This window comes from Rhizobium sp. SG_E_25_P2, from assembly GCF_029892285.1.
In the GTDB taxonomy this organism is placed as follows: Bacteria; Pseudomonadota; Alphaproteobacteria; order Rhizobiales; family Rhizobiaceae; genus Rhizobium_E.
In genome coordinates this window covers 110,360-135,157 of record NZ_JARXVM010000014.1, presented here as the reverse complement: position 1 = coordinate 135,157, position 24,798 = coordinate 110,360, and the positions used below count along the sequence as shown (strand labels likewise).

Annotated in this window: 32 protein-coding genes and 3 pseudogenes; 24 read left to right on the top strand and 11 right to left on the bottom strand. The window is 62.7% G+C overall.

Annotated elements, in window-relative coordinates:
• Nucleotides 1-39: 39 nt before the first annotated feature.
• The 3 genes from M2360_RS19035 to M2360_RS19025 all read left to right on the top strand — a co-directional run bounded on the left by M2360_RS19035 (nt 40) and on the right by M2360_RS19025 (nt 3,129).
• On the top strand, nt 40-684 hold the full coding sequence (locus M2360_RS19035; protein WP_280776827.1) for a hypothetical protein: 645 nt from the start codon (nt 40-42) through the stop codon (nt 682-684).
• A gap of 569 nt (nt 685-1,253) precedes the next feature.
• Nucleotides 1,254-2,465, top strand: coding sequence for a terminase family protein (locus M2360_RS19030; protein ID WP_280776882.1), 1,212 nt, complete (start codon nt 1,254-1,256; stop codon nt 2,463-2,465).
• 49 nt (nt 2,466-2,514) lie between these two features.
• The gene (locus tag M2360_RS19025; protein ID WP_280776826.1) at nt 2,515-3,129 is read left to right on the top strand and encodes a glycoside hydrolase family 19 protein; all 615 of its coding nucleotides are present in this window, start codon (nt 2,515-2,517) and stop codon (nt 3,127-3,129) included.
• Between the two features lie 7 nt (nt 3,130-3,136).
• On the opposite strand, the gene M2360_RS19020 is transcribed toward M2360_RS19025, so the two are convergent.
• The gene (locus M2360_RS19020) at nt 3,137-3,541 is read right to left on the bottom strand and encodes a hypothetical protein (RefSeq protein ID WP_280776824.1); all 405 of its coding nucleotides are present in this window, start codon (nt 3,539-3,541) and stop codon (nt 3,137-3,139) included.
• A gap of 104 nt (nt 3,542-3,645) precedes the next feature.
• Between M2360_RS19020 and M2360_RS19015 the strand changes: the two genes are divergently transcribed.
• The 6 genes and pseudogenes from M2360_RS19015 to M2360_RS18990 all read left to right on the top strand — a co-directional run bounded on the left by M2360_RS19015 (nt 3,646) and on the right by M2360_RS18990 (nt 9,182).
• A complete protein-coding gene (locus M2360_RS19015; protein WP_280776823.1) occupies nt 3,646-3,957 on the top strand; it encodes a Dabb family protein in 312 nt (103 codons plus the stop codon).
• A 124-nt stretch (nt 3,958-4,081) separates the two neighbouring features.
• Nucleotides 4,082-4,498, top strand: a complete 417-nt coding sequence (locus tag M2360_RS19010) for a hypothetical protein (protein WP_280776822.1) — start codon at nt 4,082-4,084, stop codon at nt 4,496-4,498.
• A gap of 163 nt (nt 4,499-4,661) precedes the next feature.
• Nucleotides 4,662-4,859: pseudogene (locus M2360_RS19005) on the top strand (Dabb family protein); the annotation flags it as partial.
• Nucleotides 4,860-6,174: 1,315 nt separating this feature from the next.
• Complete coding sequence (locus M2360_RS19000; RefSeq protein ID WP_280776821.1) at nt 6,175-8,055, top strand: AAA family ATPase; 1,881 nt, start codon at nt 6,175-6,177, stop codon at nt 8,053-8,055.
• A 103-nt stretch (nt 8,056-8,158) separates the two neighbouring features.
• Nucleotides 8,159-8,263 (top strand): annotated as a pseudogene (locus M2360_RS18995) (Dabb family protein); the annotation flags it as partial.
• A gap of 163 nt (nt 8,264-8,426) precedes the next feature.
• Nucleotides 8,427-9,182 carry an alpha/beta fold hydrolase gene (locus M2360_RS18990; protein ID WP_280776819.1) on the top strand — a complete coding sequence of 252 codons (756 nt, stop codon included), beginning with the start codon at nt 8,427-8,429 and terminating at the stop codon, nt 9,180-9,182.
• Nucleotides 9,183-9,310: 128 nt separating this feature from the next.
• On the opposite strand, the gene M2360_RS18985 is transcribed toward M2360_RS18990, so the two are convergent.
• Nucleotides 9,311-9,613: a hypothetical protein gene (locus tag M2360_RS18985; RefSeq protein ID WP_280776818.1), complete on the bottom strand. Its 303-nt coding sequence runs from the start codon at nt 9,611-9,613 to the stop codon at nt 9,311-9,313.
• Between the two features lie 576 nt (nt 9,614-10,189).
• On the opposite strand from M2360_RS18985, the gene M2360_RS18980 reads away from it, so the two are divergent.
• Nucleotides 10,190-11,077, top strand: a complete 888-nt coding sequence (locus M2360_RS18980) for an FkbM family methyltransferase (RefSeq protein WP_280776817.1) — start codon at nt 10,190-10,192, stop codon at nt 11,075-11,077.
• 13 nt (nt 11,078-11,090) lie between these two features.
• On the opposite strand, the gene M2360_RS18975 is transcribed toward M2360_RS18980, so the two are convergent.
• Complete coding sequence (locus M2360_RS18975; protein WP_280776816.1) at nt 11,091-11,381, bottom strand: DUF1883 domain-containing protein; 291 nt, start codon at nt 11,379-11,381, stop codon at nt 11,091-11,093.
• Between the two features lie 64 nt (nt 11,382-11,445).
• On the opposite strand from M2360_RS18975, the gene M2360_RS18970 reads away from it, so the two are divergent.
• The 3 genes and pseudogenes from M2360_RS18970 to M2360_RS18960 form a co-directional block, all read left to right on the top strand.
• Nucleotides 11,446-12,603, top strand: a complete 1,158-nt coding sequence (locus M2360_RS18970; RefSeq protein WP_280776815.1) for a phage portal protein — start codon at nt 11,446-11,448, stop codon at nt 12,601-12,603.
• A gap of 87 nt (nt 12,604-12,690) precedes the next feature.
• A complete protein-coding gene (locus M2360_RS18965; RefSeq protein ID WP_280776814.1) occupies nt 12,691-13,032 on the top strand; it encodes a metalloregulator ArsR/SmtB family transcription factor in 342 nt (113 codons plus the stop codon).
• Nucleotides 13,033-13,034: 2 nt separating this feature from the next.
• A pseudogene (locus tag M2360_RS18960) lies at nt 13,035-13,493 on the top strand (SRPBCC domain-containing protein); the annotation flags it as partial.
• 400 nt (nt 13,494-13,893) lie between these two features.
• Here the strand turns inward: M2360_RS18960 and M2360_RS18955 are convergent.
• The 3 genes from M2360_RS18955 to M2360_RS18945 all read right to left on the bottom strand — a co-directional run bounded on the left by M2360_RS18955 (nt 13,894) and on the right by M2360_RS18945 (nt 16,136).
• A complete protein-coding gene (locus M2360_RS18955) occupies nt 13,894-14,400 on the bottom strand; it encodes a hypothetical protein (RefSeq protein ID WP_280776813.1) in 507 nt (168 codons plus the stop codon).
• Nucleotides 14,393-15,004: a hypothetical protein gene (locus tag M2360_RS18950; RefSeq protein ID WP_280776812.1), complete on the bottom strand. Its 612-nt coding sequence runs from the start codon at nt 15,002-15,004 to the stop codon at nt 14,393-14,395. The genes M2360_RS18955 and M2360_RS18950 overlap by 8 nt, the downstream gene beginning before the upstream one ends.
• Nucleotides 15,005-15,158: 154 nt before the next feature.
• Nucleotides 15,159-16,136 carry a 2-oxoglutarate and iron-dependent oxygenase domain-containing protein gene (locus M2360_RS18945; RefSeq protein WP_280776811.1) on the bottom strand — a complete coding sequence of 326 codons (978 nt, stop codon included), beginning with the start codon at nt 16,134-16,136 and terminating at the stop codon, nt 15,159-15,161.
• 366 nt (nt 16,137-16,502) lie between these two features.
• On the opposite strand from M2360_RS18945, the gene M2360_RS18940 reads away from it, so the two are divergent.
• Entirely contained in the window at nt 16,503-16,820 is a 318-nt protein-coding gene (locus M2360_RS18940) for a DUF6107 family protein (protein WP_280776880.1), read from the top strand.
• Nucleotides 16,821-16,840: 20 nt separating this feature from the next.
• On the opposite strand, the gene M2360_RS18935 is transcribed toward M2360_RS18940, so the two are convergent.
• From M2360_RS18935 to M2360_RS18920, 4 genes are all read right to left on the bottom strand, one after another.
• Nucleotides 16,841-17,122, bottom strand: coding sequence for a type II toxin-antitoxin system YafQ family toxin (locus tag M2360_RS18935; RefSeq protein WP_280776810.1), 282 nt, complete (start codon nt 17,120-17,122; stop codon nt 16,841-16,843).
• A complete protein-coding gene (locus M2360_RS18930) occupies nt 17,109-17,372 on the bottom strand; it encodes a type II toxin-antitoxin system RelB/DinJ family antitoxin (protein WP_280776809.1) in 264 nt (87 codons plus the stop codon). Before M2360_RS18930 ends, M2360_RS18935 begins: the two co-directional genes overlap by 14 nt.
• A 178-nt stretch (nt 17,373-17,550) precedes the next feature.
• Nucleotides 17,551-17,898: a hypothetical protein gene (locus M2360_RS18925; RefSeq protein ID WP_280776808.1), complete on the bottom strand. Its 348-nt coding sequence runs from the start codon at nt 17,896-17,898 to the stop codon at nt 17,551-17,553.
• On the bottom strand, nt 17,895-18,185 hold the full coding sequence (locus M2360_RS18920; protein WP_280776807.1) for a DUF6516 family protein: 291 nt from the start codon (nt 18,183-18,185) through the stop codon (nt 17,895-17,897). The genes M2360_RS18925 and M2360_RS18920 overlap by 4 nt, the downstream gene beginning before the upstream one ends.
• 70 nt (nt 18,186-18,255) lie before the next feature.
• Here M2360_RS18920 and M2360_RS18915 point away from each other — a divergent pair, with 70 nt between their 5' ends.
• The 10 genes from M2360_RS18915 to M2360_RS18870 all read left to right on the top strand — a co-directional run bounded on the left by M2360_RS18915 (nt 18,256) and on the right by M2360_RS18870 (nt 23,554).
• On the top strand, nt 18,256-18,798 hold the full coding sequence (locus M2360_RS18915) for an HK97 family phage prohead protease (RefSeq protein WP_280776806.1): 543 nt from the start codon (nt 18,256-18,258) through the stop codon (nt 18,796-18,798).
• Between the two features lie 30 nt (nt 18,799-18,828).
• Nucleotides 18,829-19,014 carry a type II toxin-antitoxin system RelE/ParE family toxin gene (locus M2360_RS18910; protein ID WP_280776805.1) on the top strand — a complete coding sequence of 62 codons (186 nt, stop codon included), beginning with the start codon at nt 18,829-18,831 and terminating at the stop codon, nt 19,012-19,014.
• Complete coding sequence (locus M2360_RS18905; RefSeq protein ID WP_348529569.1) at nt 19,011-19,199, top strand: type II toxin-antitoxin system RelE/ParE family toxin; 189 nt, start codon at nt 19,011-19,013, stop codon at nt 19,197-19,199. Before M2360_RS18910 ends, M2360_RS18905 begins: the two co-directional genes overlap by 4 nt.
• Nucleotides 19,192-19,527 carry a helix-turn-helix domain-containing protein gene (locus tag M2360_RS18900; RefSeq protein WP_280776804.1) on the top strand — a complete coding sequence of 112 codons (336 nt, stop codon included), beginning with the start codon at nt 19,192-19,194 and terminating at the stop codon, nt 19,525-19,527. The genes M2360_RS18905 and M2360_RS18900 overlap by 8 nt, the downstream gene beginning before the upstream one ends.
• A 385-nt stretch (nt 19,528-19,912) precedes the next feature.
• Complete coding sequence (locus M2360_RS18895) at nt 19,913-21,172, top strand: phage major capsid protein (RefSeq protein ID WP_280776803.1); 1,260 nt, start codon at nt 19,913-19,915, stop codon at nt 21,170-21,172.
• Nucleotides 21,173-21,417: 245 nt separating this feature from the next.
• Nucleotides 21,418-21,987 carry a head-tail connector protein gene (locus M2360_RS18890; RefSeq protein ID WP_280776802.1) on the top strand — a complete coding sequence of 190 codons (570 nt, stop codon included), beginning with the start codon at nt 21,418-21,420 and terminating at the stop codon, nt 21,985-21,987.
• Nucleotide 21,988: 1 nt separating this feature from the next.
• Nucleotides 21,989-22,324, top strand: a complete 336-nt coding sequence (locus tag M2360_RS18885; protein WP_280776801.1) for a phage head closure protein — start codon at nt 21,989-21,991, stop codon at nt 22,322-22,324.
• Nucleotides 22,321-22,728: a DUF3168 domain-containing protein gene (locus M2360_RS18880; protein ID WP_280776800.1), complete on the top strand. Its 408-nt coding sequence runs from the start codon at nt 22,321-22,323 to the stop codon at nt 22,726-22,728. Before M2360_RS18885 ends, M2360_RS18880 begins: the two co-directional genes overlap by 4 nt.
• A 41-nt stretch (nt 22,729-22,769) precedes the next feature.
• Nucleotides 22,770-23,045, top strand: coding sequence for a DUF1778 domain-containing protein (locus M2360_RS18875; RefSeq protein ID WP_280776799.1), 276 nt, complete (start codon nt 22,770-22,772; stop codon nt 23,043-23,045).
• Nucleotides 23,042-23,554, top strand: coding sequence for a GNAT family N-acetyltransferase (locus M2360_RS18870; protein WP_280776798.1), 513 nt, complete (start codon nt 23,042-23,044; stop codon nt 23,552-23,554). The genes M2360_RS18875 and M2360_RS18870 overlap by 4 nt, the downstream gene beginning before the upstream one ends.
• Here the strand turns inward: M2360_RS18870 and M2360_RS18865 are convergent.
• A complete protein-coding gene (locus M2360_RS18865; RefSeq protein ID WP_280776797.1) occupies nt 23,549-24,736 on the bottom strand; it encodes an MFS transporter in 1,188 nt (395 codons plus the stop codon). The genes M2360_RS18870 and M2360_RS18865 overlap by 6 nt on opposite strands.
• Between the last annotated feature and the right edge of the window lie 62 nt (nt 24,737-24,798).

Sequence of the window (24,798 nt, the reverse complement as noted above, 5' to 3'; positions counted from 1 at the left end):
AGCGCGAGGCTCGCGCCTTTTTTGTTGGGAAAATATTCCATGATGGGTGATCTGGATGACGGGGTCGAGGGTTTTGAGGCGGAGTTTCTGATCGGGCGGGCGCTGTTGGGCGATCAGGATCCGGAGATGGCGCCGGAGATCAAGGCGGCTGGGGACGAGGCGCGGGAGCTCGCGCGGATGCTGTCGGAGATCGTGACCGAACTCGGCGAGGAGCTCAAAATGTTCCGCGCCATGCGGGCCCGCGCGCAACAGCTGATGGAGACCGAGGGCGAGGACCACAAGACCGCCAAGGCCGACGCCAAGGCGGCGAGCGAAGCGATCCAGCAGATTGTCCGCACCATCGAGAAGCTCGACAGCCTGCAACGGGCGCTCGCCGAAGAACGGGCGGCGCGCGAGGAGGCGAGTTTCGGCGCCGAGGCGCACAAGGCGCTGGCCGCGCGGGTGGAGCTGTTGATCGAGGCCCGCGCCCGCGAACTGGCGGCGGAGATGCGTAAGCGGCATGAGCCGGGCGAGGCGCGGGATGGGCCTGAGCGTGCGGGGATGGCTGACGACTCTCTGCGGGCCCGGGAAACCGCCGGCCCCGACCTGTGTGGCCGATCCGGGGAGCCAGACGGCGCGGCGGCGTCGCCGCGCGATGGCGGGCCTTGGGCTGCGGCGCCGGTCGAGGCGGCGCGATTGGCATGACGCCGGGTCGGGACCATCACGGACGGTTGGACCGGGGGGCCTCCCAGCGGACGCTGCGGCTGAAAAATGAAGCGATCGACGCAGAGGCCGGCCGAGCGCTCGATGATAATGCGAAGGTGCTCGAACGGGTGAAAGACGAGCTGATGGCGGCGAAGGGGTTGCACGCATCCATGGATCGTCTTCGGGATGTTGCACAAGGATTGCGTGAGGCCGCAGGCGGATCGGCCCGGGATGGATCGGTCCCGGTTCCACAGGCGGCGGATGGCGCTGGCGCCGCTGGCGCGGTGGCGACGAGCGAAACCGATGCGGAGATGGATGCCGGATGTCCGGTCACGGCAGGCGCAGGCCCCGAGCCGCATCCGGGCGCGCGACAGGACGACGGCGGGGCTGAGACGGGTCCGGCGGACGCCGGGTCCGACGCGGGCGCTGATGCGGATACGGCTTCGGATCGGGCTTTCGCCTACGGGGCTCCTGAGAGGGATGGCCATGCGGGCGGCGAGAGCATGGCCGCACACGCCGCCTTGCCGCCTTTGACCGCCGAGGGGCTTTTGGCTCTGCCGGTTCCGGCGCTGCTCAGGCTCGAAGCGCGGCATGCGCTGAGGCGCGACCAGCGGCCGCCTGGAGGCGATTGGCGGAGCTGGCTGATCCTCGGCGGGCGCGGCTCGGGCAAGACGCGGGCCGGGGCCGAATGGGTGCAGGCGCTGGCCACAGGCGATAGCCCGGTGCGGATTGCGCTGATCGGCGAAACGCTGGGCGACGCCCGCGAGGTGATGGTGGATGGCGCCTCCGGGATCTGGCGCATCGCCCGGGTCGACAGGCCGGCTTTCGAGGTCAGCCGACGGCGGCTGGTCTGGCCGAACGGCTCGACGGCGCAGCTGTTTTCCTCGGAAGATCCGGAAAGCCTGCGCGGGCCGCAATTTGATTTTGCCTGGGCCGACGAGATCGGCAAATGGAAACATGCCGAGGAAACCTGGGACATGCTGCAATTCGGCCTCCGGCTGGGCGCCTTGCCCCGGCAGGCGGCGACGACCACGCCGCGCGCGACGCCGCTCTTGAAGCGGCTGATCGCCGAACCCGGCGCGGTCCTCACCCGGCTTGCGACGCGCGACAATGCCGACAATCTCGCGCCGGGCTTCATCGCGGCGCTCGAGCAGCGCTATGGCGGCACGCGGCTGGGCCGGCAGGAACTCGACGGCGAGATGATCGAGGATCGCGACGACGCGCTGTGGAGCCGCGCGCTGATCGAACGGAGCCGCATCCGCGCGCCGGGGCCGATGCGCCGCATCGTGGTGGCGGTCGATCCGCCGGCGTCGGAAGTCGCGCGCGACAGTTGCTGCGGCGTCGTGGTCGCCGGGCTCGGAGAGGATGGCCGCGCGGTGGTGCTGGCCGATTGTTCGGTGGAGCGGGCCTCGCCGGCGCGCTGGGCGGACGCCGTGGCGCGCGCCTATCGACGCTTTCAGGCCGACCGGGTGATCGCGGAGATCAACCAGGGCGGCGACATGGTGACGGCGATCTTACGCGCCGCCGACGCCAATCTGCCTGTCACCACCGTCTCGGCCCGCCGCGGCAAACGGGCCCGCGCCGAACCGGTGGCGGCACTCTATGAGCAGGGCCGGGTTGCCCATGCCGGGGCTTTTCCGGCGCTCGAAGACCAGATGTGCGACTTCGGCCCCGACGGGCTGTCGACCGGCGCCTCTCCCGACCGGCTCGACGCGCTGGTCTGGGCGCTGACGGCGCTGATGCTGACGGGGGCGGGCGAGCCGAGGGTGCGGGGCGTGTGAGGTTTTCCGACCCGCAGGCCTGGAATTTTGAACACAGGAGCAAAACACGATGAGCATCAACAGGGCGTTCTTTTTCGAGGTCATCCGCGAAAGCCTGTTTCCGAACGGCTTGAAGCAGAGCCAGGTCGATGGCGCCGAGGCGATCCTCGACGCCTGGGAGAGCGACCATGCGGCCAAGGACGACCGCTGGCTGGCCTATATCCTCGCCACCGCCTATCACGAAAGCGCCCATACGCTGCAGGCGGTGCGCGAGACGCTGGCCAACACCGACGACCAGGCGATCAAGCGGCTGGAGACTGCCTGGAATGCGGGGAAATTGCCCTGGGTGAAGACGCCCTATTGGCGCAGGGACGCGGACGGCAAGAGCTGGTATGGCCGCGGGCTGGTGCAGCTGACGCATAAGCGCAACTATGAGGCGCTGGGAACGCGGCTCGGCGTCGATCTCGTCACTGACCCCGATGCGGCGCTCGATCTCGATATTGCGGTCAAAATCATCATCGCCGGCATGATCGAGGGCCTGTTCACGAAGCGCAAACTCAAGGACTTTTTCGACGGCGACAGCGACGACTGGGCCGGCGCCCGCCGCATCATCAACGGACTGGAAAGCGCCGACCGGTTGGCTGGCCATGGCCGGGCGTTTTACCGGGCAATATCCTATAAGTGATAGATTTTCACAGCGTCTGGACGTCTGAATAATGCGCGCGAATGCCGGCCAGCGCCTTGGCGTCGTCTGTTTCGATCCCGCACCAGCTGCTGTCGATAAAACGGATCGTCAGCCAGGGTGAGGCGGCTTGGCCTTCATAGGCGGCGAAGCCGCCCCAGATGATCTGGCGCGTGGATCTGGCGAGCGCGAGCAACTGTTCGCCCGCAATCGGCGCGCCGGATTGCGCCAGCGCTTCTAGGTCTCCGGCGCTGTCGCCGATCACGTCGAACCAGTCGTAAGGCGCGCTCGGCGCGCGAACTGGCGCGGCGATCCAGCTCGACATGCGCGTGCGCGGCCCCAAAAGCGCGATGAGATCGGCCAGCGTGACGGCGAGGACGCCGCCCGAAACGTCATGGATTGCAAGCGTGGTCATGACGAGGATTGAGCCGTTTTCTGTCCGCTGCGTCAACCGTCTTCTGACGGTTGCGGGCGGCGCGGGGGCCGTGCTAAGCGCGGCCAGCATCGCCGGAGGCCCGCATGATCCGCCATATCGTCTTCTTCTCCGCCCGTAACAGCGCCGATCTCGACCGCATCCGGGCGGGACTGTCCATCCTCACCGAGATCCCCGACAAGATCCTGCTCGAAATCGGGACCAACCTGAAGACCGACCAGCTGGGCGGCGAGGCGGACCTGATCGTCTATGGCGAATTCGAAAGCGAAGCCCAACTCGCCGCCTATAAGGCGCATCCCAACTATCAGCGCTCGATCGAGATCGTCAGGCCGCTCAGGGAGATGCGGATTGCGGCGGATTATCGGGTGGAGGAGGCGGTGAGGGGGAGTTTGGTGTGAGGGGGGCGGGTGCTTTGCGCCATTAGCGGTCAATGGAGGATAGCCTATTACCGTTGACACAAGAGCCTTTTTCGCTAGCAATCAGACAGTTGTTTGTTCATAGGTGCCGCGAATGGGAGCTTTCTTGAAGAGACTCACTGGGCTTGCTCTGTTTCTGCTGATCTCCTCTCCTGCTGGCGCTTTTAAGGATCCCGGACCTCCCCCTTGGTCCTGCCATGCATACCAGGCGTGCAACGGTGAAAAAAACTGCGTGGCGATCATCGGCGTTCCACTAGGGATCGGACTGCGGGCTGTCGAGGCCCACAAGAAGCGCTTCATCCTCGTCGGGTACGACGGCAAAGAACGAATTGCCATGGTCTACGATACGTTGGAAAAAGCTCGCCAATATATTGAAGCCGCTCGTAATGAAGAGAGGGTGTCGGTTGTATTGATATCCAACGATGAGGTTGCCGATGCCCACGGCTTCTGGGCTCATAGCGTCTATTGGCGTGGCGACAGGAAATTCATAAGTGCAGAGTATCTCGGCATTGCTTGCGGTTGAACCGGCGGGGTCAGAGCAAGGCCTTTAATCTAATTACCCCGTCACAGGTTGGACGGGCCTGGCTCCAACCCGAACCATTAGGCAGCTTTGGGCCAATGGCGGCCAGCCAGCATCGGCGGAGGCCCGCATGATCTGTCCTATCGTGTGTTCTTCTCCGCCCGCGACCAACCTGAAGACCGACCAGCTGGGCGGCGAGGCGGACCTGATCGTCTATGGCGAATTCGAAAGCGAAGCCCAACTCGCCGCCTATAAGGCGCATCCCAACTATCAGCGCTCGATCGAGATCGTCAGGCCGCTCAGGGAGATGCGGATTGCGGCGGATTATCGGGTGGAGGAGGCGGTCAGGGGGAGCTTGGTGTGAAGGTGGGGCTGCTTTGCGCCAAGAGCGGACATCGTGCTAAATAGAGATCGCGACTGCTTGGCGGCCTCATAGAGGCGCACCATTTCCCCGCGACGCTGGGAGAGGCAAGCCCAGCGGCGAGTTCTGGCTCTGCTCACGACATGCCCAGAGTACTCTTCGACATGCGGGGTTCTTCGAGGGCGCGACTGCTTGGCAACAACTCGACAAATATGTTGTGTTCAGACGCATGCCGGAGCGCAACACCCCCTTCTATTGACTTCAGGGCTCCACCTATGCCTGCTTGCTGTGCACTTTATGCGTTTACCCATTGCATCTACGCGCGGATTCAAGCATTTGACATCTTGATCCTAAATATCAGGCGACGATCACGGGAGCCAAATTCCCCTTGACAAATTCGCCTTAGTATCATTTGATACTTTCGAAGGGCTGATCGGTGGTTGGAGAGTCAAAGGTCAATGATGCCGTCAGGCAAATGCTCGCTAACAGATGCAAGTCACGACGGACGCGGCAAAACCGGTTTAGTTTTGACCAGCCGACCGACTGGAGACCTGGATCGCTTTATGACCCTCGCGATCCCGCTAGCCGCTTCACCGAAGACTCCGCTTGGGAGTTCATAGCGCACATGCTGGAGAGCGGATGCGACATCGAGATAGTGGTCCTCGACAAACCCCCGGGCAAGACAGCCTACGTTATAAAGGTTGCGGGCCATCCTCCCGTATCCCACATTTATATCAAGCTCCAGCTGGGCTCAGACTTTGTTCAGGGGCGCAGCTTCCATGAGAGCTACATCTAGCAAAAAGCGAACAGATCAAATGATACATCGATGTGATGCTTGCGAGATTGGTACCGTTACGGTCCGCCACTTCGAGGAAAAATTTGTTTATGGGTCTGGCGACGAAGAAGTTCTTCTGTCTGCCGTCGTTCCTGTCTATCAATGCGATCATTGCGATGAGATGTACACGGGTGAGGAGGCTGAAGTCCTCCGCCACGAAGCTGTGTGCAGGCATCTCGGTCGCTTGACTCCGCGTGATATCAAGTCAATCCGCGAAGGCCATGGCCTTACACAGGATAAGTTCGCAGATATCAGCGGATTTGGTGTAGCCTCGATTAAGCGTTGGGAGCTCGGCAACCAGATACAAGGTGAATCCGCCAACAATCTCTTACTTCTGCTTCGGTTGCCATCTAACTTTCGCCTTGTCCGTGAAGCCAATTCAAAACAGGCGTTCAATCCGGTCTTTAGAACCTCAATATCGGACGCTACCCGTCGACACTCGAGAGAGTTCAGGCTTCGGCCGGCATTGGACAAAGTTGCCTAATGTTTGCCATTACGTTTTATTCGTACAAGGGCGGAGTCGGGCGGACTATGAGTCTCGTAAACGTCGCTGCCGAACTGTCTCAACGCGGACGTCGGGTTCTGATAATCGACTTCGATCTTGAAGCGCCAGGCATCCCAAGCTTTCAGCAATTTTCCGCTAGCGAGAGCCGTGAAGGTATCGTGGATTTTGTCAACCGGTATGTCACGACGCTGGTCGCGCCCAACATCTCAGACTTCATTGTGGAAACTCATCTCGAAGTGCCGTCTGGTCAGATACCTCTTTGGGTTCTTCCAGCAGGCCGTCGCGACCAAAGCTACGGCTCAAAGCTTTCGTCCATCGACTGGCTGGACCTTTACGAGAATAAGAGCGGTTACCTGCTCTTCGAAGACATGAAGCAACAGATAGCCAACGATCCCCGTAAATTCGACTACGTTTTGATCGACAGCAGGACCGGCTACACAGATGTTGGAGGGATTTGCACGCGCCAGCTTGCGGACGCGATCACCTTCATGTTTTTCCCCAACAAACAGAACATCTCCGGTCTCAAAACCATCGTCGATGAGATCAGGGCCGACCGCCATGTCGACTCCAAGCGGACGAAGATGCTGTTCTGCCCTTCGAATGTGCCCGACCTCGACGATGAGGACGCCATATTGAGGTCAATGCTCGATGATGCGGGCCAACAACTGCAATATGAGACGCCAGCCGCCACAATCCGCCACTACAACAGCATGTCGCTCGTCGATCAGAAAATTTTCGTCATCGATCGGCCAAAAACGAAGCTTTCGGCTGAGTATAGACAGCTCACCGAAGCACTCATGGAACTCAACATTGAAGACCGTGACGGCGTTCTGCTGTATTTGCAGCGCGTCATGACCGAGTTCCGTGCCAAAGCGCGGCGCGGTAGCAAAACGCCGCCTACGCGGTCATTGCCTTTGAATGAGATCAAGGTCCAGTTAGAACGAATAAGCTCGCGACACATCCGGGATGGCGAGATTTGCTGGATGATGGCGGCTATCTACCATGACTTGGGTGACTTCGCTAACGAGTTGGAAGCGCTGGAGTGCGCGATTAAGGCCGGTTTCAATGCACAGAAGTCATACCTCAAACGCGCGTTCATCCTCCTAAGTCAGTCCCGTCGTGATGAAGCGAAGAGCGACCTTCTGGAGGTTCTGGGCTCCCCCGATACGACACCAACGGACTTGAGATCGGTGATCGAAGCGTTGAAATCTTTCGACCCGGATTGGCTGGCGCTGGTCGAAAGATCGCCAATATTGGATAAGCTCCTTCCGGAAAACGTGACGGTTGTAACGGACGCACTCCAGTCGGATCGTCGTGCTGTGGGCATTAGTTCGAGGCTGTTGCAGAAAGCTTTTTTCGTTGCCCAGAATGATGGAGACGAGGACGAGGTTCTCAGATCAAGTCTATTGCTTACTTTGATCTCTAACCGGGAATTCCGCAAAGCTATGGACATTATCGCCGCTGATGCTTCCGCGATTCTGGCCAGTAGCGACATCCGGGATGTCTTCAACTACGCCATCGCAGAGTGGGGCGAAGAGGGAGCTCCGCGACAAGAACTATTCGCTCGTGTCCTCGAGCTTGCGTCGCTATCAGATGAAGACGAGGATACAAACTTCTACCAATGCCTTGCGTTGGCACATGCAGTGGTGGGAGATACTGCTAGCGCTCTAGCCCTCATCGGAAAGGCCAAGGAGATGGTGCCCATGCAGGGAACGACATTTAGTTGCTGGACCTATCTCACTGGACGCCGCCCCGTCACGCTAGCTGACCTTGATGCTATGGCGACCGCATTTTCAGCGGGGCGGATCGAGCCTCCCGTTGTTTCGCAGGGAAGTAAGTCGGCAGACAAGTTGCACTGAGATTGCTGATAGGCGATGACGGCCGCTTTGGGCCAATAGCGCCCAGCCGGCATCGCCGGAGGCCCGCATGATCCGTCCTGTCGTGTGTTCTTCTCCGCCCGCGACCAATTTGACGAGAGACCAGCTGGGCGGCGAGGCGGACCTGATCGTCTATGGCGAATTCGAAAGCGAAGCCCAGCTCGCCGCCTATAAGGCGCATCCCAACCACCCGCGCGTGGTCGCGATAGCCCGACTGCCTGGCGAGCTGCGGTTCGCGGCGGTTGATCGGGCGGCGGCGCGGGGGAGTTTGGTGTGCGGGGAGGCCAATTGCGGTCTTGGAAGGAGGGGCGCGGCGCTCTATCCTCGCCGGAGGTTGCAAGGGAGGAACGGCCATGCCGGCAGTCACGCGGCGCCTTATCGATCGGGGGGATGGCGCTTGCGCCGAACTGTTTTGCGCGTCTTCGCCAGATCCATGGAATGGAGCGATCCTGTTTGTTCATGGCAATCAGGGAGGGCGTCTTTTGGGAGGGCGGGAAGCGGTCGATGATGGAACGCTTGCAAGGTTTTCCGCTCGCCTTGGCGTCACAGCGGCTTCGGTTTCGCAGCCGGGCTTCGGCGCATCGGACGGACCCGCAGATTTCTGTGGACCCAGGACCCAGCAAGCGATTGTGGCGGCCCTGGATTTTCTCAAGCGGCAGCCATCGGTCGATCCGACGCGCATCATTCTTTATGGACATAGCCGGGGGGCTGTGGCGTCCGCCATGGTCGCCAGCAAGGCGGCCGATCTCAAGGCGATCATTTTGACAGGCGGCGTCTACGACCTGAGAGACGCCTATGAACACAGTTCGCGCGGTTTGCAGCACGCGATCCAGACAGAAGCCGGCCTTTCGGATGACAGTTTTCTGGACCGCTCGGCGCTGTTTCATGCACAGACGATCCGGTCGGAGATCCTGCTTGTTCACGGCAAATATGATGATCGCGCATCGGTCGATCAGGCCATGCGGTTTTCGCAAGCCCTGGCGCTGGCCGGCGCGCCGGTGAGCCTGCACACGCTGGAAGGCGGTCATCGCCTTCCCCGCGAACAGGTCACGCCCATTGTTCGTGATTTCCTCACCCGCATTCTTGCGCCGGTCGCCACGCGACATTGATCCCGATCCGCGATGGGCCGGCTGTCGATGTTCCCCGCGTTCCCTGACGAGATCGGGGCCGCCGCGGCGGTGGATCAAGTCAGCTCAACCGCCCTGGAGATGATGGCGTGGCGCTGCTGAGACACGCTTTAGTTGCCCTCATAGGCCTTCAGCATCGCGTCGAAATTCGTGCGGTCGTCAGAGCCTTCGGTGCAGTCGGCGTTGGCTTTGAACTCCTCGACCATTTGCCCCTGGATCTCGACGCCCTTTTCCTCCGACACCCCGGCCGCGTTCATCTTGCTGACCACCTCGGCGTTGATCGCGTCCATCACGGCCTTGTCCATCATGATCCCGCAGCTATGCGCGTAGACCGGAATCGCCAGCACCTGCACGAAAGCATTGAAATCTTCAGCCTGATCGGCATGCGCCGTCGAAGCTGCCCCAACAACCATGCAAGCTGCCAGAAACGCGCCTAGTCTCATTGTAAACCCCTAAAACCGCTCTATCGATCTGCTGATCGGGGCTACGGCTGACCCCGCTCGCCGCGTTCCCGCGTCGGGCGAGAGACTGGTGTCCGCCCGGTCGCCTGTCAAGCCTGTCCAAGCCGAATGATGGCGGTCGTTGTTTGCTGCGCCTTCAGAGAGGCCGGTCTGGCCTGCTGGAAAGAGGATTTTGGCGCGCGGCCTATGTCGGTATACCGGAGGCAAGCCGGCTGCGGTTATGACAGGACGCCGATCGAATGGGGAGCGTTGCGGCTTTGCGGGAACGCCCGCCATGGGCGGCGCATTCTTGCGTGGTTGCAGGCGCCGCAAATCTTGCGTCACGATGCGGGGACTCCTCTCGATCGCCGGGGTGGCGTGGGGCGCCGCGCCAGCCGCCATTCAGGGCGGTCTCATCAGGGTCGATCATCGACACGCGGGATGAGCCCTCGCCACATTCGCCTTTGACGGCGACAAAGATCCCGCAAGACCGGCTCCGGGCAGGGTCCGCATGCTCCTCTCCCGGCAGGGATTCGCCGGGGTGAGCGCATGGAAACCGACTATAAGTTTCGCATCAGGGGATTGGATCGGCCGCCGACCGAGGTGTTTTTTCGGCATGACGACCAGAACGCCAATGAGAACCATATTCTGGGGTTCCTGCGCGTGGGCGGCGCCTATGAGCCCGATGTGACCAATCTGTTGCGCCTGGCGCTGAGGCCGGGCGACGTGTTTGTCGATATCGGCGCCAATGTCGGCTATTTCTCGGTGCTCGGCGGATTGCTGGTCGGACCAGAGGGGCGGGTCGTGTCGGTAGAGCCGGACCCCAAGAATATCGATCGCATCCGGCTGCAGGCGCGGCTGAACGGCCTGGCCAATATCGAGATCATCGACCGGCCGATGGCGGAAGCCGAGCGCGCGGCGGAATTCTTCTTCAACGCCCAGAGTTCGGGCGGCAATGCGCTGTGGGACCCGGTGCGCTTCAATGGCGACGCCGGCATGAATGGCGGGGCGCAGACGATGCGGACGACGACGCTGGACGCGGCGATGGCCGAGCGCGGGCTTGAGCGGGCGCGGCTGGTGAAGATCGACACCGAAGGCGCCGAACAACTGATCCTCAAGGGGGCAGGCGGCCTGCTCGACCGCAAGGTGATCCGCTTCATCGTCGCCGAAATGCACCAGAAGGGGCTTGCGCAACTGGGCGGCGGGCTCGACCAACTGCTCGCCTATATGGCGGGCAAAGGCTATCTCTGCTTCCTGCTCTATTACGACGGTCGCCCGCCGCAATTTCTCGCGCCGGGCATGGCCTATGCGGCCGAGGTGATGTGCAACGCGCTGTTTGCGACCGCGGACGGCTTTGCCGAACTCTGGCCGGCCATCAGCCATAATCCCGGCGTGGAGCGCGACGCCACGACCGGGAGACTGCGCCTGCATACATGACGCAGGCAGGCCCTCACGCCTGGGCGGCGGCGGGCTGCGGCTGGCGGATATAGCTGATCTGGTGCTTGATTTCGGCCTGTTTGCCGCCGAGATCGATCACCACGTTCCAAAAGCCCGAGGCGGGCGCCGGCAGCTTGACCGGGAACAGCTTGGCGTGGCCGCCGAAGAAGGTGAACTTGGCCCGTTTCTTGTAGGCCTCGAAATTCTGATCGTCCATCAGGAAGACATTGCATTGATGCGAACACTGGACGACGACGATGTCGCCCTTGTTGAGCCCCTGACGCGCGTGGATGAAATTTGCCATGGCCGGTGGACCTCCTTTCCCTTCGGCGAAGCTGCCATGACGCATTGAACATAAGGTAAATCTCATGGGAAAAAATGCATCTTTCTTGCCCTGGCGGCGACGCCGGGAAGAGACCGCGCCGGCGGAACGCAAGGGGCTCGAAAGCCTGATCGCCTTTGCCGGCGAGGGCAGGCTGGTATGGCGGGAGAAATCCTACGCCGCGCTCGCTCGCGAGGGTTTCATGAAGAACCCGATCGCCCATCGCGGCGTGCGGCTGATCGCCGAAGCCGCAGCCTCGCTCGCCTGGCTCTGCCATGTCGGGGGGCGGGAAACGGCGGAGCATCCGGCGCTGTCGCTGATTTCGGCGCCCAATCCGCGCCAGTCCGGGGCGGAGTTTTTCGAGGCGCTCTACGGGCATCTGCTGATCTCCGGCAATGGCTATGCGCTGCCGGTGAAGGCCGGGATGCGGCTCGCCGAACTGCATCTGCTGAGGCCCGATCGCATCAGGGTGATCGAGGGCGCCGACGGCTGGGCGGAGGCCTATGACTACACCGCCGGCGGCCGGGCCCGGCGCTATCCCGCCACGGGCGAGGGGCGGCTGCTGCATCTCAAACTCTTTCATCCGCTCGACGATCACCTGGGCTTTGCGCCGCTGTCGGCGGCGCTGACCGCGCTCGACCTCTCCAACCGCGCCGGCGAATGGAATGCGGCGCTGATCGAAAATTCCGCCCGGCCCTCGGGCGCGCTGGTTTATCAGCCGCGCGAGGGCGGCAATCTCAGCCCCGACCAATATGAGCGTCTCAAGGCGGAGCTCGCCGAGGGCTATTCGGGACCGGCGCGGGCGGGGCGGCCGATGCTGCTCGAAGGCGGGCTCGACTGGAAATCCATGGCGCTGACGCCGCGCGAGATGGATTTCTTCGAGGCCAAGAACGGCGCGGCCCGCGACATCGCGCTGGCGCTCGGCGTGCCGCCGCTGCTGCTCGGCCTGCCCGGCGACAACACCTACGCCAATTACGCCGAAGCCAACCGCGCCTTCTGGCGGCTGACCGTGCTGCCGCTCGCCGCCCGCACGGCCTCGGCCTTCTCAGGGTTTTTGTCGGAGATCTATGGCGAGGAGATCAGGCTGAGCCACGATCTCGACCAGGCCTCGGGGCTGGCGGCGGAGCGGGATGCGCTGTGGGCGAGGCTGGGGGCGGCGGGGTTTTTGACGGATGCGGAGAAGCGGGAGGCGGTGGGGTATTGAGGGGGGGGAAGGGACGGTCCTCGCCAACACTTAGCCAACTGGCAAGGTTTTCCTTGCAGGCGTCGCCGCTTCTGATAACTTAGCCATATGGCTAAGCATGATCCTGCTCTCTCGCTCTTGTTTCACGCGCTGGCAGACCCGACGCGTCGATCGATGTTGACGGCGCTCGCCGAGGGGCCAGTCAGCGTGACTGATCTCGCAGAACCAACGGGACTGCGGTTGCCAACCGTGATGCGGCATCTGTCGGTGCTGGAGGAGGCCGGGCTCATCACCACGGCGAAGGATGGACGGGTTCGCACCTGCGCCATCGTGCCCGAGGCTTTTGAGCCCGCCAGAACCTGGCTCAAGCAGCAAGAAGCGCTTTGGGGCGCTCGGCTGGATCGGCTGGACGCGTTTGTGATGCAGACAATGAAAGGGCGTGAAAAATGACGGACGATATCGAAAGCGCTGCGGACCGGACCATGGTGCTGCAGCGGATCATCAAGGCGCCGCGATCCGTTGTTTGGAGCGTGTGGATGAGCCCGGAAACGCTGCCGCTCTGGTGGGGGCCGGAAGGCTTTTCCTGCCGAACAAGCAGGATCGACCTGCGCAGCGGCGGCGATTGGGTCTTCGACATGATCGCGCCGGACGGAACGATTTTCCCGAACCACCACCTCTACCACGAGGTGCAGCCTGAAGAGCGGATAGACTACGCGCTGCTTTGGGGCGAGAACGGCCCAAAGCATGCCGACGCCGTCGTGACGATGGAGGAACAGGATGGCGCAACCAAGGTGACGCTGACGATGATCTTCAGCACGGCTGCAGAATACCAGACGGCCAAGGGATTTGGAGCGGAAGAACTCGGGCAGCAAACGCTGGCCAAACTGGAACGTTTTGCGGTGTCGGGGTGAGGCGGTTTGAGCGCTGAGCGGGATGAGCGGGTGAAGTTGGGGCTTGCCGAGGGCTGCTGATTGTGCTGCCGCTCGCCGCCCGCACCGCCTCGGTCTTTCGAGTGGTCTCTTGATGATCTATGGCGAGGATATCGGGCTGAGCCCTGATCTAGACCAGGCCTCGGGGCTGGCGGTGGCGCGGGATGCGCTGAGGGCGCGGGTGGGGGCGAGGAGGTTTTTAACGGATCCGGAGAAGAGGGAGGCGGTGGGGTATTAAGGAGGAGTGGGGTTGGGTGGCGGCTGTGGCCATGATCGAAATTGACCCTTTGAGGTCATAGGCCGCCCGGTTATTTTCTAATTTATCCAGTGGCGCAACGGTCAGTTCTCGTCATTAGGCTTGAACGCGCTACCGCTTTAGCTATTAACGCAGTTTCAAAGTTGAAATCGTGAGGTCGGCGACGAGATAAACGTCTTGAAAACTGTGCACTGGCCTATGATTCCAGTATCGACCGTGCGCCATCCAATGCCTGAATTTCAACATCCCGCGAAGTCTGCTGACCACTACCCGTTCAGAATTTCCCAGATTGTCGTACCAAGTCTTTAATATGTCGTCGTCGAGACGGGCATGGTTGCCCCTGGCTTTGTGAATCTTTCTGAAGGCTATCGAGACATCGTCTGCCAGCTTGTCCTTGCATCGACGCAAATAATCTCGACGCAAGGCCGCCTCGACACGAGCCAATATCGTGAGCGCTGACTGCATTTCTGTTTCATTAATTCTGTCTGATAATTCGTCGGTGATCTCGGTCAGAGTATAACTAAAGAAACGCTGCGGGAATGTCGGATTTGCATTCGAGAAATAAAGTCTGAGCGAAGCTTCCACGTCAACATGGTGATTAGCTATCTCAGTCAGCGAAAAGAGACTAGGCATCGGCGACCATCAAGATCATGTCAAAAAAGGTCGCTTCATCTAAATCAATAAAGCGAATATTTGGCGCGGGCGTAACAATTTTCCATGCCCACTCGATGTGATCATCATTCTGCAAGCTAACGGGAGCCTCTGGCCGCCCATTCATCGATATCGATACCCGGATCAGTTGGCGGGGTTCACTTATCTTCCGATTCACAAGAACAAGACGCGCAGTGCTGTGTGGCCCTTCTACATCGACACGTCCCTTTGAGCCGATCAGCATGGTTCCGATTGGCTTAAAGCGGATCACCGACGGGCCTATGGTCAAGAACATCTCATTGACTTCATATGGGCCACTGAACTCTTCGTTGATCTCAAGCGGAGTATATTCGATCGTGGCCGCACCGGTATCAATATAGGTTTGCATGTTAACTTCGACCATGCGGTAAAGCTCTGAAAGATGCACGCGCCATTCGTCCAACTGCCGCTTTGCATCGAACTCGTTGGAATCCCGCTTCTTAGCCTGTTGTCGTTGAACAAACGCGTCGAACTCTGACGTTGCCATCGCCTGATCCTCATTTAGCTCTAAAAATTCACTAACATGAATTTTCTGATATGCGGCCATTCCAACAGCGACACAGCCCCATTCATTTACTCTAGCGGCATTATATCGTGAAACGCAATCTTTCGAAAAGGGAGCGCTATAGCACCTTTCACTACCGCTTCTAACGTGCTCCCCATCTTCGCCTCCCAACCCCATAGCGCCCCCACACCCGCCTTCACACCACCGTCTTCCTAAACTTCCCCATCAAATACGGCCCCGACAGCACCGGCTCATAGGTCGGCGTCTCACCCGCCGCCAGGCAGGAGGGCAGGGTTTCGATTGCGGCGAACCAGTCGGGCTGGTGGAAGAAGGCGAGCGATTGGCGGCGGTCGAGGCCGCCTTGGTCGGGGGGGACGTTGACGACGCGGTGCAGCGTGGAGACCCAGCGGTCATTGGTCCAGCGGGCCATGAGATCGCCGATATTGATGACGAAGGCGCCGTCTACGGGGGGCACTTCGCGCCATGCGCCTTCGGGCGTGAGGATTTCGAGACCGCGCGAGCCGGGCTGCGGCAGAAGGATGGTCAGGCTGCCGTAATCGGTATGCGCGCCGGCGCGCAATTGGCCCTCGGGCGGCGGGGCGGCGAGTTCGGGATAATTGAGCGCCCGGAGCGCCGAGATGGGATTGGCGATGAAGGGTTCGAAATAGGCTTCATCGAGATCGAGCGCCACGGCGAAGACGCGCATGATGCGGGCGGCGAGATCGGTGACGGCTGTGTAATAGGCCTCCCAATCACCTCGAAAACCCTGGGGATCGCGCGGCCAGATGGTCGGCGCATAGCAGAAATTCAGCGCCTCTTCATCCGTGAGCCCTTCGGGCGCCGAGAGCGGCCCGCCATTGAAACTCTCCTTGAGATCGGGCGGGCTTTCCACGCCCTTGGAGCGGGCGAGCGCCTCGGCGCCCGGGCCGAGATAGCCGTAGGGGTAGCCGGGATAGGGCGCGCGCGCCTGATCCTTGAGATCATAGGGCAGATCGAAAAAGGCGCGGGCGGCGGCCCAGACATTGGCAATGGTTTCGTCCGAAATCCCGTGGTTGACGACCGCGAGGAAGCCGGACGCGCGGCAGATGCGGTCCACCTCCCGCCCCATCTGCCGCTTTTTATCAGGATCGGCGGCCTCGAAACCGGCGAGATCGATGACGGGAAAATCGGACATGGGCGGCTCCTTGATGCTTCAAGCCTAAAGCTAAGCGTTTTGAGAGGCTTGTCCAGAGCGATTGACTCAAAATGATAGAGCCCTCAGCGGAGGGAAAACTGGCGGCGAGAAAGACGCGGCGGGCGAAGAATGCAGTGAAATCAGGATGTTCCGGAGGGTGCCGTTCTCGCTCCGGCAGGCGGTTCATGAGGCGCGTGAAGGCTCGGTCTTTTTGGGCGCAGTGAAACGGATTCGGCGTCTCAACGATGTGCGGCAAGCGATTCAGAAGACTCGGCTTTTTGCCGTTGCGGACCCGCCCGGGACAGGGAGGAGAGGCCGATGACCGGCCTGGACAATTGGAGGGATGATACCGTGAAACTGTTAACGATGGCTGACCTGACCCAGGACCCCGGCTTCTGGATGGAGCGCGCCGCCGGCGCTTCTGCCGGAGCGGCGCTGTCGCTCGTCTATATGCTGCCGCGCGGCATGCGCGAGGCCGCCGCCCGCTTCGCCACCGGCCTGATCGCCGGCGTCATCTTCGGCGGCCCGGCCGGGGTGTGGCTGGCCCAGCGCCTGGGCGTGACCGCCGCGCTCTCGCCCTCGGAGGTGATGCTGACGGGGGCGGCCAGCGTGAGCGTGACCGCCTGGTGGGGGCTGGGGCTGATCGAGCGGCTGGCGAGACGGTGGGGGCGGGAGAAGGGGTGAGGGGGGCGACTTGGTCAGGTTTACAGACCCAGCTCTGAATGGGATCCAAGGCGAACCAATTGTAAGATGTCGGGGGTCGGCTTGCGGTAGATAAGGACGAGGTCGGGACGTATGTGGCAGTCGCGGTGGCCAATCCAATCGCCTGTGAGACCATGGTCGCGGGCTTTTGCCGGAAGCGGATCGTCATGCGCAAGCGCGCGCAGAATGACCACGAGATCGCTCTCCAAGCGATCGGCGTTTCGGCCCTTCATTTCTCGCTTGAAATCCCGTTTGAACTGCGATGTTCGCTCAATCGTCCTCATGAAGATCGGCCATCAGATCTTCGATGGAATGAAACGACTTCAGGCCTCCGGCCTGGGCTTCAGCCATGGCCTCGGTCGTTGTTTCCCGTGGCGACAATGGCTCGAATGGAAGGACCTTGTCGCGAGCCACGCGCGTCAACATCAGGCGCACAGCGTCGGACACGGATAAACCCATGGCCGCGAGAACAGCCGAAGCCTCATTCTCTACGGTAGCATCGATATCCGTCTTGACGATTGTTCGAGCGCCCATCGCGGTTCTCCTGACGAACCCAATCTAATGCATCGCGGCTGGCCGATCAATGTTCGGATCTTGGCCGCCTCCATCTCATCCTCCTTGGGAGAATGAGATGGCGCAGAGCATACTTGCCCGCAGCGCGTGACGGCCATTAATGGCAAGATGCTCAACGGCTCCTGGTCATTTCGCCGCCTCACAGCGCAATCGACGCGCGGATTTCGCCATAGGTGGCGCTGAGGCCGAAATCGTCTCGGTCGATCAGCCCCGCAGCCATGAGCGCCGCGACATCGTCATTGACGCTTTTATCGTCGCGTTCCAGGCCGCGCGCCAAATCCGCGACGTTTGATCGGGGATGCGCATGAAGATGGCGCAAGAGCGCCAGACGGCTTGGCGTCATGACCGAGGCCAGCGTGGTCCAGTCCGGAAACACGATGTGGAATTCACTGACGGTTTCGCCGGCGTCCGACTTTGCCAGCGCATCGAGAATTCGACGGCGGGATGCGGAGAACGGTTCGGCGACATGGACATCCACCTTGGTCAAATGGGCTCTCCCCTCAGGTTCGAAACCGCCTCGGCGAAATCGTCGAGCAGCTTTTCGATGCTGGTGAATTCGTAGCGCTCTTCCACGCCCAAATAATGACGGTGATCTCCCTTGCCGCGTTCGTTGTCGTAGCCGATCAGCCGTTCTCCGGGACGACCATAGAAGAAGCGGTACTTGAAACCATGCCATACAGGCGGAACGGGTTTTGGCACGCGCCAGATCACCATTTCCATGATGAAACCGTCGGCGAACAGTCTCCGTTCTCGGATGATCAAAGCCGCCTTCATTCCAATATTCCACCATAGGCTTCGGGGGCTGTCAATTCGGCGCTCCCCTCCCACAATCCAGGAGTTTGTCATGATCAGCACCGCGATCGGCGGACGCGCCGGGCGACGCTTCGCTTTGCCCGAATTGAAGATGCTGGACGCAGGCGGCGCGTTTTCCGGTTACGCCAGTCTGTTCGGCGAAACGGATCTCGGCCGCGACAGCGTCGAGCGCGGGGCGTTTCTGAAATCGCTGGCGCGGCGCGGTGCCGACGGTGTGCGGATGCTCTATCAGCATGATCCGGCCGAGCCGATCGGCGTGTGGCGGACGATCCGGGAGGATGCGCGCGGGCTTTATGTCGAGGGATTGTTGTCGGACGGCGTGGCGCGGGCGCGGGAGGTGCGCGAATTGATGCGCGCAAAAGCGCTCGACGGGCTGTCGATCGGTTTCGAGACGGTGCGGGCCAAAGCGGATGCGAAAAGCGGCGTGCGGCGGATCCTCGAGGCGGATCTCTGGGAGATTTCGATCGTCACCTTTCCCATGCTGCCGGGCGCGCGGGTGAGTGCGGTCAAGGCGCTGGGGCTTGCCGGACGCATTCGCGCGGCGACGCGGCGGCTTGAAACACTCGCACAATGAACTATAGTTTGCCAATCGGCGGAGGTCGGCATGCGCGTCTTCATGACCCGGTGGATGGCGAAATTCGTTCGGCGCGCCGGGATTGCGGAGGCGGCGCTGATCGAGGCGATCACCCGCGCCGAACGCGGGCTTGTTGACGCCGATCTCGGCGGCGGTGTGATCAAGCAACGGGTCGGACGGGTCGGTCAGGGGCGCTCTGGCGGTTACCGACGCTGATCGCCATCCGGCGCGGCGACCGGGCGGTGTTTGTGTATGGCTTTGAGAAGAGCGATCGGGGCAATATCGGGGTGGATGAGCTGGAGACCCTTCGCGACCTCGCCCGCAACCTGCTGGCGCTGGATGCGGCTGGGCTTGAATGCGCGGTGGCGGAAGAACGCCTCAAGGAGATCGATCATGCGTAACGACGAGAGAAGGCGACTGCGCGAGGCCATTCTGGAAACCGCCCCGGATTTTCACCGCGGCGGGATCATCGACGACGAGACGCTGGCGCAGATCACGCTGCGCCATCTGCCGGAGGAGGAGCGGGAGATCCGCATCGATATTCCCTCCGGACCCGACATCCGGGCGATGCGCGAGAAGGCGCGGCTCAGCCAGGCGGTGTTTGCGCGGCGGCTCAATGTCAGCGCCGGCTATGTGTCGCAGCTCGAACGCGGCGTAAAGACGCCGTCCGGGCCGGTGCTGGTGCTGCTCGATCTCATCCGGCGCAAGGGGATCGAGGCGCTGAGCTAGGTTCTTGAGATCGCGTTGACGCGTCGTGCACGGCCCCTCATCCCCCTGCCGGGACCTTCTCCCCGCGCCTGCGGGGAGAAGGGCGATGGAGCGCCGTCCTTGCCACATCCTCCTTCTCCCCGTTCTACGGGGAGAAGGTCCCGGCAGGGGGATGAGGGGCTGTGCAGGCCGTTGCCCGTGGAAAGGCCATATTTGCCGCCGCCGTCATGATCGGGCCTGTCCCGCGCATCTGCAACGTCTTGATTTTGTTCGATGGCTCAGATCCTCGGTACAAGGCCGAGGATGACGGAAGAGAGGGGTGTGGCCCCCCGCCCGCGAACCCCATTCTCAAATTCATCTTCACCAAGGGGCCTTCGGGGCCCTTTTTTCATGGAAAGGACTTGGAATGACCCATGCCCAGACAGCGCCCAAAATGACGGCGCCCGAGATCAAGGCGGCGCCGGATGCGATTGCGGATGCCTTTGACGGCTTCATGCATGCGTTCGACGCCTTCAAGGAGGCCAATGATGTCAGGCTCGACGAGATCGAGCGCAAGCTGAGCGCCGATGTCGTGACCCGCGACAAGGTGGAGCGCATCAACAAGGCCGTCGACGAGCAGAAATCCATGCTCGACCAGCTGACGCTGAAACAGGCGCGGCCGCGTCTTTCGGGCGGGCGCGACGGGGCTGAGCGCGGCGAGCATAAGAGCGCGTTTGAGGCCTATATCCGTCGCGGCGACGAGGCGGGACTGCGGTCGCTGGAACAGAAGGCGATGTCGGCGGGATCGAATGCCGATGGCGGCTATCTCGTGCCCGAGGAGACCGATGGCGAGATCGGCCGCCGGCTGGCTGTGGTCTCGCCGATCCGGGCGCTGGCCACGGTGCGGCAGGTCTCCACCCATGTGCTGAAAAAGCCGTTCTCGACCTCGGGCATGACCACCGGTTGGGCGGCGGAGACGGCGGCGCGGACGGAGACGGCGGCGGCCGCGCTGACCGAACTCTCCTTCGAGACGATGGAGCTCTACGCCATGCCGGCGGCCACCCAGACCCTGCTCGACGACGCCGCCGTCGACATCGAAAACTGGATCGCGTCCGAAGTGGAAATCGCCTTTGCCGAACAGGAAAGCGCCGCCTTCGTGACCGGCAACGGCGTCTCCAAGCCCAAGGGCGTGCTCGCCTACACGTCGGTCGCCAATGCGGGCTGGAGCTGGGGCAATCTCGGCTATGTCGCCACCGGCGCGGTAGGCGCCTTCTCCTCCGCCGGCCCGGCCGATGTGCTGATCGACGCGGCCTATGCGCTGAAGGCCGGCCATCGCCAGAACGCCACCTATCTGATGAACCGTACGACCCAGGCGGCGATCCGCAAATTCAAGGACGCCGACGGCAATTATCTCTGGCGCCCGCCGGCGGCGGTGGGCGAGCCGGCCTCGCTGATGGGCTTCCCGGTGGCGGAGGCCGAGCATATGCCCGACATTGCGGCCAATGCGCTGGCGATCGCCATCGGCGATTTCCGCGCCGGCTATCTGGTCGTCGACCGTCTCGGCGTGCGGGTGCTGCGCGATCCCTATTCGGCCAAACCCTATGTGCTGTTCTACACCACCAAGCGGGTGGGCGGCGGCGTGCAGAATTTCGAGGCGATCAAGCTGGTGAAGTTTTCGGCGAGCTGAGCCGGCGCCACTCTTTGGCGCCGCTACGCGCGGCTCTTTCCGCTGACGGCGTGCACAGCCCCTCATCCGGCTGCCGCCACCTTCTCCCCGCGCGAGCGGGGAGAAGGGCGATTGTGGCAATGTCGGCGCTCCATCCTCCTTCTCCCCGCCGGCGCGGGGAGAAGGTCCCGGCAGGGGGATGAGGGGCGGAGCACAGCTTTGTCTCACCTCGCTACCCAGACATTCTCCCTTTCCAAGGACCTCCCATGACCATCATCAACCTCGCGCCGCCCGGCGCCGAGCCGCTGACGCTCGCCCAGGCCAAGACGCATCTGAAGATCGACCATGCCGACGAGGACGGGCTGATCGCGAGCCTGATCGTGACCGCGCGCGAACATCTCGAACAGGTGAGCGGGCTTGCGCTGATCCGCCGGCCGATGCGGCTTTATCTCGACCGCTGGCCGCTGACAGGACCGATCGAGATTGCGCGCGGACCGGTGACGGCCGTGGACGCGGTCAGGATCTTCGACGCCGACGGCGCCGAGGGGCTCGCCGATCTCACTGGGCATGTGCTCGACGGAGAGGCGCGGCCGGCGCGGCTGTGGCTGAAGCGGCGGCCGGAGACGCGGGGCGCGATGAACGGCGTCGAGGTGGATTTCACCGCCGGCTTCGGCGACACCGGCGCGGATATTCCCGACACGCTGAAACGGGCGATGCTGACGCATGTGGCGCTGATGCACGGCTTTCGCGCCGTCGTTTCCACTGAAATGCAGCCGGCGGGCGTGCCTGATGGTTACGACCGATTGATCGCGCCCTATCGGATGATGAGGCTCTGACATGCTGACGCGATTTTTCGATGCGGGCCAGTTGACGGCGCGGCTTGACCTGGAGTCACCAGTGGAAACGCCGGACGGGCAGGGCGGGGTGACGCGGAGTCACGCCGTTGCGGCCAGCCTTTGGGCGAGGATCGAGCCGGTGGCCGATACGGTGGCGGAAACCGGCGGCGTCGAGCGCCAGACGATCACCCATCGCATCTGGATCCGCTGGAGCGGCGTCGTCCAACCCGGCATGCGCTTTCGCAAGGGCGGACGGCTGTTCGTGATCCGCACGCTGCATGATCCCGACGAGACGGGCCGCTTTCTGGTCTGCCGCGTGACGGAGGGCGAGACATGAGCGCGCTCCTGAATGCTCTGCAAAAGACTGTTTTCGCGAGGCTCACCGCCGACGCTGAACTCATGGCGCTGGTGGGCGCCGACGGCGTGTTCGACCATCACCGCAGCGCGCGCGCCATGCCCTATCTGCTGCTGTCGAAAAGCGAGGCGAAAGTGCTGGCCGAGGGGGTGGAGGAGCATCTGCTGAGCTTCGAGGCCTGGTCGCGGGCGATGGGACGGGCCGAGGCGCAGGCAATCGCCGCCTGCGCAGCCCGGGCGCTCGACGGCGCCGATCTGGCGCTCGAGAGCGGCGGGCTGGCGCGGCTGGCGCTCCGGACATCCGCCGCACGGCGAAAGGAGGGGAGCGGGGCTGTTCTGGTCGAGCTCGGGGTCAGGGCGGTGGTGAGTGTATTGACAATGTCATGACACCATGGTTGGTTTTTGCCCTGATGAGCAGGAGCTTTTCGATGGGCGCGATCCGCAAGACCGAGACGGTGACATTTCGCATGGAGGCTTCGGCGCTGAAGACCATTCAGCAGGCGGCGGCGCTGAAGGGCAAGACGATGACCGCCTTCGTGACCGAAGTTGCGCAGGCGGCGGCCGAACAGGCGTTGATGGAGCGGACGCGGCTGACGCTATCGGACGAGGTGTTCGACGAGATCGACGCGCTTCTGGCCGAACCCGCAAGGATGAATGACGGGCTCAAGCGTCTGATGCGCCGGACGCGGGAGTGGCTTGATTGACGCTCTATCGGCGCCCGACGAAACTGTCTGCGCGCCATCAGGTCGCCGAGTTTCACTGCGGGCAGCCGTCGCTGGATGACTATCTGCAAAAATTGGGGCTGGCCAGCGAGAGCGAAGGCTTTGCCCGCACCTATGTGATCGCCGACGAGCGAGAGCGCGTCGTCGCCTATTGTTCGCTGGCCGCCGGAGATATCGAGCGGGCGAGTGTGGACAGGGCGATCGGCGGCCATGGCGCGCCGCGATTGATCCCGGTGATCGTGCTCGGGCGTCTGGCCGTCGATCAGCGATGCCAGGGCCAGGGGCTGGGCGGGGCCATGATGGCTCATGCCCTGACGGTGGCGGCGCTTGCCGCCGATCACGTTGGCGCGCGGGCGGTGCTGGTGCATGCTCTCGATGAGGCTGCCGAAGCATTTTACCTGAGATGGGGCTTTCGCAAGGTTAGGGGGCTCGACCGGGCGCTGATCCTGCCCATGCGTGACCTGATCGCGGCGCTTGACCGGGAGTCATGAGCGCCTCCCTCTCTGCAGTCCCCAGAGGCAGGCGAGCGCGGCCAGAGTGAGCAGCGCCGCCGCCGACAATGCGGCCATGGGGCCGGCGCGATCGAGAAGCGCGGTCATGGCGACCGGGGCGAAGGCGGTGGCGATGTTTTGCGGCAGCGCGATGCGGCTGGACATCAGCCCGAAATCGCTGGCCGAGAAATGGCTGAGCGGCAGGACGGTGCGGGCCACCGTGCCGACGCCGGAGCCGAAGCCGTAAAGGCCGATGAACAGGATGAGCGCTGCAAGCGACGGCGCGCCGAAGGCCAGCGCTGCGAAGGCCAGCAGTAGCAGCAGGCAGGCGCCGGCCATGGCGCGCGGCGGCGTGCTGAGCCTGCCCAAGAGGATATCGCCGAGCCGGGCGGTGACGCCGAGCGCCGAGCGGAACGAGGCGAGGCTGAGCGCGAGCGCCGGGGCCGCGCCGCTGGCGGTCAACAGCGCGATCAGGATCGGCGACAGGCCGAAGGTGACCAGCGTGAACAGCGTGGAGACGGCGGCGAGCAGCAGAAACGTGTTGCGCCCGGCTTTGGCGGTCTCGGCAGGCGCCGATGTGGGTGATTGCGTTTCCTGAGGTGGCTGTGGCGGCGCATCGGGAAGCGCGAGCAGATAGAGCGGAACGCAGAGGCCGATCTGCAGGGCCGCGCCCATCAGCACCGCGATCCGCCAGCCGAAGCTGGCATTGACGAGACTGAGCAGCGGCCAGAACAGCGCCGCCGACAGGCCGGTGACGATCATCATCAGTGAGATCGACGCCTTGGCGCGGAGGCCTTCGCGCTCGACCACGGCGGTGTGGGCGGAGGCCGAGAGACCTAGCGCCGCGCCCAGCCCTACCACCAGCCAGCCGAGCCCATAGAGAAAAAGGCCCTGCGCGGCGGCGATGATTGTGAGGCCCGCGCTCATGGTGCAGGCGCCTGTGATCAGGCAGAAGCGGGCGCCGCGCGCCTTCAAAAGCCGGCCGGCCCAGGGGCCGGCAAGGCCCGAGACGATCATCATCACGCTCAAGCCGGCAAAGGCCGCTTCGTTGGAAAAGCCGAGATCGGCGGCGATGATGCGGCCGAGCGCGCCGGGCATGTCGAAGGTCGTTCCCCAGCCGATGATCTGGCAGAGCGCCAGGGGCGCGAGAAGGCGAAAGCGGGCGGCGGATGGCGACGTCATGAAAATCTCTTTGAATGCGGCGCCAGCATAGGCGCCGCCGCCCGCCGCCGCAAGGCGAGGGC

Excerpts from the sequence above, each read along its gene's own strand:
- M2360_RS19035 (WP_280776827.1), top strand. The coding sequence starts at position 40 with ATGATGGGTGATCTGGATGACGGGGTCGAGGGTTTTGAGGCGGAGTTT.
- M2360_RS19025 (WP_280776826.1), top strand. The coding sequence starts at position 2,515 with ATGAGCATCAACAGGGCGTTCTTTTTCGAGGTCATCCGCGAAAGCCTG.
- M2360_RS19020 (WP_280776824.1), bottom strand. The coding sequence starts at position 3,541 with ATGACCACGCTTGCAATCCATGACGTTTCGGGCGGCGTCCTCGCCGTC.
- M2360_RS19015 (WP_280776823.1), top strand. The coding sequence starts at position 3,646 with ATGATCCGCCATATCGTCTTCTTCTCCGCCCGTAACAGCGCCGATCTC.
- M2360_RS19000 (WP_280776821.1), top strand. The coding sequence starts at position 6,175 with ATGTTTGCCATTACGTTTTATTCGTACAAGGGCGGAGTCGGGCGGACT.
- M2360_RS18990 (WP_280776819.1), top strand. The coding sequence starts at position 8,427 with ATGCCGGCAGTCACGCGGCGCCTTATCGATCGGGGGGATGGCGCTTGC.
- M2360_RS18985 (WP_280776818.1), bottom strand. The coding sequence starts at position 9,613 with ATGGTTGTTGGGGCAGCTTCGACGGCGCATGCCGATCAGGCTGAAGAT.
- M2360_RS18980 (WP_280776817.1), top strand. The coding sequence starts at position 10,190 with ATGGAAACCGACTATAAGTTTCGCATCAGGGGATTGGATCGGCCGCCG.
- M2360_RS18975 (WP_280776816.1), bottom strand. The coding sequence starts at position 11,381 with ATGGCAAATTTCATCCACGCGCGTCAGGGGCTCAACAAGGGCGACATC.
- M2360_RS18970 (WP_280776815.1), top strand. The coding sequence starts at position 11,446 with ATGGGAAAAAATGCATCTTTCTTGCCCTGGCGGCGACGCCGGGAAGAG.
- M2360_RS18965 (WP_280776814.1), top strand. The coding sequence starts at position 12,691 with ATGGCTAAGCATGATCCTGCTCTCTCGCTCTTGTTTCACGCGCTGGCA.
- M2360_RS18955 (WP_280776813.1), bottom strand. The coding sequence starts at position 14,400 with ATGCCTAGTCTCTTTTCGCTGACTGAGATAGCTAATCACCATGTTGAC.
- M2360_RS18950 (WP_280776812.1), bottom strand. The coding sequence starts at position 15,004 with ATGGCCGCATATCAGAAAATTCATGTTAGTGAATTTTTAGAGCTAAAT.
- M2360_RS18945 (WP_280776811.1), bottom strand. The coding sequence starts at position 16,136 with ATGTCCGATTTTCCCGTCATCGATCTCGCCGGTTTCGAGGCCGCCGAT.
- M2360_RS18940 (WP_280776880.1), top strand. The coding sequence starts at position 16,503 with ATGGCTGACCTGACCCAGGACCCCGGCTTCTGGATGGAGCGCGCCGCC.
- M2360_RS18935 (WP_280776810.1), bottom strand. The coding sequence starts at position 17,122 with ATGAGGACGATTGAGCGAACATCGCAGTTCAAACGGGATTTCAAGCGA.
- M2360_RS18930 (WP_280776809.1), bottom strand. The coding sequence starts at position 17,372 with ATGGGCGCTCGAACAATCGTCAAGACGGATATCGATGCTACCGTAGAG.
- M2360_RS18920 (WP_280776807.1), bottom strand. The coding sequence starts at position 18,185 with ATGAAGGCGGCTTTGATCATCCGAGAACGGAGACTGTTCGCCGACGGT.
- M2360_RS18915 (WP_280776806.1), top strand. The coding sequence starts at position 18,256 with ATGATCAGCACCGCGATCGGCGGACGCGCCGGGCGACGCTTCGCTTTG.
- M2360_RS18910 (WP_280776805.1), top strand. The coding sequence starts at position 18,829 with ATGCGCGTCTTCATGACCCGGTGGATGGCGAAATTCGTTCGGCGCGCC.
- M2360_RS18900 (WP_280776804.1), top strand. The coding sequence starts at position 19,192 with ATGCGTAACGACGAGAGAAGGCGACTGCGCGAGGCCATTCTGGAAACC.
- M2360_RS18895 (WP_280776803.1), top strand. The coding sequence starts at position 19,913 with ATGACCCATGCCCAGACAGCGCCCAAAATGACGGCGCCCGAGATCAAG.
- M2360_RS18890 (WP_280776802.1), top strand. The coding sequence starts at position 21,418 with ATGACCATCATCAACCTCGCGCCGCCCGGCGCCGAGCCGCTGACGCTC.
- M2360_RS18885 (WP_280776801.1), top strand. The coding sequence starts at position 21,989 with ATGCTGACGCGATTTTTCGATGCGGGCCAGTTGACGGCGCGGCTTGAC.
- M2360_RS18880 (WP_280776800.1), top strand. The coding sequence starts at position 22,321 with ATGAGCGCGCTCCTGAATGCTCTGCAAAAGACTGTTTTCGCGAGGCTC.
- M2360_RS18875 (WP_280776799.1), top strand. The coding sequence starts at position 22,770 with ATGGGCGCGATCCGCAAGACCGAGACGGTGACATTTCGCATGGAGGCT.
- M2360_RS18865 (WP_280776797.1), bottom strand. The coding sequence starts at position 24,736 with ATGACGTCGCCATCCGCCGCCCGCTTTCGCCTTCTCGCGCCCCTGGCG.